The sequence below is a fragment of the Kitasatospora nipponensis genome, from assembly GCF_039528135.1.
In the GTDB taxonomy this organism is placed as follows: Bacteria; Actinomycetota; Actinomycetes; order Streptomycetales; family Streptomycetaceae; genus Kitasatospora; species Kitasatospora nipponensis.
In genome coordinates, this window is record NZ_BAAALF010000336.1 from 1 (window position 1) to 4,390 (window position 4,390).

Genomic DNA, 4,390 nt, shown 5'->3' on the forward strand with positions numbered 1-4,390 from the left:
CAGCCGGCCTCCCGGGCCGGCTCGGCGGCGGCCAGCGCGGTGCCGTCCTCGATCGCCTCGGCCAGCCGGTCGAGCACGGCGCGCAGCCGCTCGTCGGTGATGGTCAGCGGCGGCAGCAGGCGCAGCACCGCGTTGTGCCGGCCGCCGAGTTCGACGATCAGCCCGCGCGCCAGGCACGCCTCCCGCACCCGCACGGCGAGCCGCGGCGCGGCCGGCCGGGTGCCGCCGGCGTCGGGGGTGCCGTGCGGGTCCACCAGCTCGACGCCGAGCATCAGGCCGCGCCCGCGCACGTCGCCGATCGCCGCCAACCGCGGCTTCAGTGCGGTCAGTTCGGCGATCACCCGGCGCCCGAGCAGCTCGGCCCGGTCGGCCAGTCCGTGGGCGGCCACGTAGCGCAGGGTGGCCGCCCCGGCCGCCATCGCCAGCGTGTTGCCGCGGAAGGTGCCGGTGTGCGCGCCGGGTCGCCAGCCGTCGTACTCCTCGCGGTAGACCACCACCGCCAGCGGCAGGCTGCCGCCGATCGCCTTGGAGAGCACCATCGCGTCCGGCACCACACCGCTGTGCTCGACCGCCCACATCGCCCCGGTGCGCCCGACGCCGCTCTGCACCTCGTCCAGGATCAGCGGGATCCCGCGCTCGGCGGTGATCCGGCGCATCTCGCGCAACCAGCCGTCGGGGGCCGGCACCGCGCCGCCCTCGCCCTGGACCGCCTCCACGACCATCGCCGCCGGCCGCACCACGCCGCCCGAGGGGTCGTCGAGCAGCCGCTCGGTGTAGACCACGGCCAGCCGCTCCCCCTCCGCGCCGCCCACGCCGAACGGGCAGCGGTAGGAGAAGGGGTAGGGCAGCCGGGTGACGTCGCCCCCGCCGGGCAGCGGCTCCTTGACCGCCACGTTGCCGGTCAGCGCCAGCGCGCCGGCCGTCATGCCGTGGTAGCCGCCGGTGAAGGCGAGCGCGCCGCGGCGCCCGGTGGCGGTCTGCATCAGCTTGAGGGCGGCCTCCACCGCGTCCGTCCCGGCCGGACTGCAGAAGTGCACCCGGGCCCTGGCGGCGAACTCGGCGGGCAGGCTCGCCAGCAACGTGCTGGTGAAGTCGTCCTTCTCGGCGCTGGCGAGGTCGAGCAGGTGCAGCGGCGCGCCGCTGTCCAGGGTGCGCCGGATCGCCTCCAGCACCACCGGGTGGTTGTGCCCCAGGGCGAGGGTGCCCGCGCCCGCCAGGCAGTCGAGGTAGCGGCGGCCGTCGGCGCCCTCCACCGTCAGGCCGTGGGCGCGCACCGGCACGATCGGGAACGAGCGGGCGTAGGTCCGGGCGGCGGATTCGCGCACCCGCTGACGGCGCAGGATCGGCTCGCCGGGACCCGCCGCGAGCGCGGCGCCGGGCGGCGCGGGGTCGGGGGCGGCGGGCACCGGGGGCATGGCGGAGGCGAGGGACACGGGGACTCCCAGACTAAAAGTTAGGCAAGGCTAACCTCAGTTTATGGGGCGTCAGGCACGCGCCGTGCCCGGTTCAACGAGCTGGTCGGCCTCAGGTCACGGGTCGGCGCCCGGTAGTACGCTGCGCTGACCACGGGCCGCGCCCACCGGCCCACCGCCGCGGGCGCACCGGCAGCACGCCGCGGCCCGCACCCGCGCCCGGGAAGGCCGCCGCCATGTCCACACCGTCCGCCGACCGCGCCGCCGATCACGCCGCCGAACTGGCCCGCACCCGGGAGTTCTTCGCCCCGCGCGCCGCCGACTGGGAGCTGCGCTTCCCCGACGACGGCCCGCGCTACCGGGCAGCGGTCGCCGCACTCGGGCCGCGCCCCGGCCAGGACGTGCTGGACGCGGGCTGCGGCACCGGGCCCGCGCTGCCCGCGCTGCGCCGGGCGGGCGGCGCGAGCGGGACGGTGCTGGGCGTCGACCTGACCCCCGAGATGCTGCGGCAGGCCGCCCACGAGGGCCGCGACGCGCTCGCCACGCTGGTCGTCGCCGACTGCGGCCGGCTCCCGCTGCGCCCGGCGGTGCTGGACGCCGTCTTCGCCGCGGGGCTGATCGCGCACCTGCCCGAACCCGCCGCCGCGCTCGGCGAGCTCGCCCGGGTCACCCGCTCCGGCGGCCGGCTCGCGCTCTTCCACCCCATCGGCCGGGCCGCGCTGGCCGCCCGGCACGGTCGCGCGCTCACCCCCGACGACCTGCGGGCCGAGCCCAACCTGCGCCCGCTGCTGGCCGCCGCCGGCTGGGAACTGACCGACTACGCCGACGAGGGGACCCGCTTCCTGGCCCTGGCCACCCGGACCGGGCCCCAGGGTCGCCGGACCGCCGGGACGGCTCAGCCGTAGAGCGGGTCCTGCAGGGGTTCGGCCAGCTGGCGCCGCATCACGGTGACCAGCTCGCCGACCCGTTCGGCGAACGGCGTGTCACCCCGGCCCAGGTCACCGCGCTGCGCCCCCGGCGGCAGACCCGTCACCCCGGGGGCCGGCGCCGCGGCGCCGGGTCCCTGGTCCTCGGCGAGCCGCCAGTAGGGCGCGAACCAGTCCCGCATCCGGGCCAGCGCCTCCTCGACCAGCTCCCCCTCACCGGCCGCCCGGGCCTGCCGGCAGCGCTCCTCCACCCGGCGGACCGCCGCGTGGTAGAGCGCGACCGTGTAGTCGCTGGGCAGCTGGCGCACCGTCTCCTGGCGCACGTTGTAGACGAAGGCGTGCAGCGCCGCCCGCGCGTAGCAGTCGAAGGCCTGCCGCCACCGCCCCTGCACCCAGCACAGGTCCCCGAACGTCCCGGCCACCAGGGCCCGCAGCTCGTTGTCCTGGTCCGCGTCGATCCGCTCCTCGATGCCGGCGAGCAGGTCCCGTGAGCGCTCCGGCGCCACCCCCAGCCACACCTGCGCCTCGCACCACAGCGCCCAGCTGCCGATCCAGTGCTCGTCCGGCGCGGTGCAGGACTCGGCCGCCGCCCGGTACCACTGGGCGGCGCGCTGCGCGTCGGGCGACTGCCCCGGGCTGCCGTACCAGGCGACGTCACCGGCCAGGCAGCAGAACAGCAGGTGGATCCGCCGCCGGTCGCCGTCCTGCGGGCAGCGGGCGCGACGGATCCCCAGCAGCCGGCCGAGCCGGTCCAGCGCACCGGCGGCCTGCGCCCAGCGCGCCGCGTCCCGGCCCGGCCGCTGCTGCTCGCGGCCGGCCACGTAACCGGCCCGGAAGTCGTCCAGCCAGGCGATCCACGGCCGGTCCGCGGCGTCGGGCAGGGCCCGGTAGGCCGCCAGCAGCTCGCCGCAGAACCGTGAGGGCACCTCGGCGTCCCACCACCAGAAGACCTCGACGAAGAGCCGGATCAGCGACCGGTCGGCGGCGGCCCGGTCGGCCGGCGGCAGCAGGCCGACGTGATGCAGCCACTCCTGGCAGTTCTGCTGCCAGCGCGGGTCCTCGAACCGGCAGCCCACCGCGTGCGCCGACTCCTCGTCGACGATCTCGGTGTCGAAGGTGAGGGCCTCGCGGTAGTGCGCCTCGACCGGCCGGTGCAGCGCGGCGTACCGCTCGGGCTGCTCGGCGCGCAGCCGGCGCTCGGCGTCCTGGCGCAGGTAATCGTGCAGCCGCCAGCCCTGCCGGCGGTCGTCGTCGAAGGCGGTGACGAAGCCGCAGCGTCCCAGCCGGTCGTGCACCCGCTCGACGGCCTGCGGGATGTCCGCCGCCTCCGGCAGCACCACCCGCAGCACCTCCAGCGTGCAGCGCCGCAGCACCACCAGGCGGTCGAACAGTTCGACCTCGCGGCCCAGGATGCGGCTCACCGTGCCGTCGACGTAGCCGCGCACCGCGCCGGCGGACTCGCCCCAGCGCAGGTCACCGCCGAGCAGGTGCTCGCGGACCGGACCGGGTGGCGTGTCCGGCGCCAGCGCGCCCGCGACGATCTCGCAGCAGGTCGCCACGTCGATCGGGTGCCCACCGGTGACGGCGTGGATCGTGGCCGCGCAGGCGCGCGCCGCTCCGGACTGCCAGCCGCGGTCCAGCAGCCGGCGCACCGTGTACCCGCGGGTGTCCGCCGCCGTCATCGGGCCGAGCCGCAGTCCGCGGACCGCGGGCGCCCCGGGGCCCAGGTCGCACTCCGGGCGCCGGGCGTGCACGACCAGGGCCGGGGTCAGCTCGGCCAGCAGGTCCAGCAGCCAGAAGCCGGCCGGCTCGTCGAGCACCGCCTGCAGGTCGTCCACCAGCACGGCGAGCGGTCGGGTGCCCGCCGCGATCCGCAGCACGCCCGCCAACTCCTCCTGCATGTCGGCCAGCGCGGCCTGGAGTCGGAGCAGGTCGTCGCCGTAGGCGTAGACGCCGTCGGCGCCGGTGTCGTCGGTCCGGGCGCCGCCGACCCGGTCCGCCCTCCCCCCGGGGACCGGCGGCGCCTCCGCGGGCGGGCGGGGGGGGCGGGCC

At 77.6% G+C, this 4,390-nt stretch carries 3 protein-coding genes; 1 reads left to right on the forward strand and 2 read right to left on the reverse strand.

The annotated features are described in order from the left end of the window. The coding region (locus tag ABD323_RS39605; protein ID WP_344446961.1) for a diaminobutyrate--2-oxoglutarate transaminase family protein at nucleotides 1–1,415 on the reverse strand (1,415 nt) is incomplete at its 3' end. A 233-nt stretch (nucleotides 1,416–1,648) separates the two neighbouring features. Here ABD323_RS39605 and ABD323_RS39610 point away from each other — a divergent pair. Then, the gene (locus ABD323_RS39610; RefSeq protein WP_344446959.1) at nucleotides 1,649–2,317 is read left to right on the forward strand and encodes a class I SAM-dependent methyltransferase; all 669 of its coding nucleotides are present in this window, start codon (nucleotides 1,649–1,651) and stop codon (nucleotides 2,315–2,317) included. Here the strand turns inward: ABD323_RS39610 and ABD323_RS39615 are convergent. Next, nucleotides 2,308–4,390 (reverse strand): hypothetical protein (locus tag ABD323_RS39615; protein ID WP_344446960.1); only part of this gene is annotated, 2,083 nt, incomplete at its 5' end. The genes ABD323_RS39610 and ABD323_RS39615 overlap by 10 nt on opposite strands.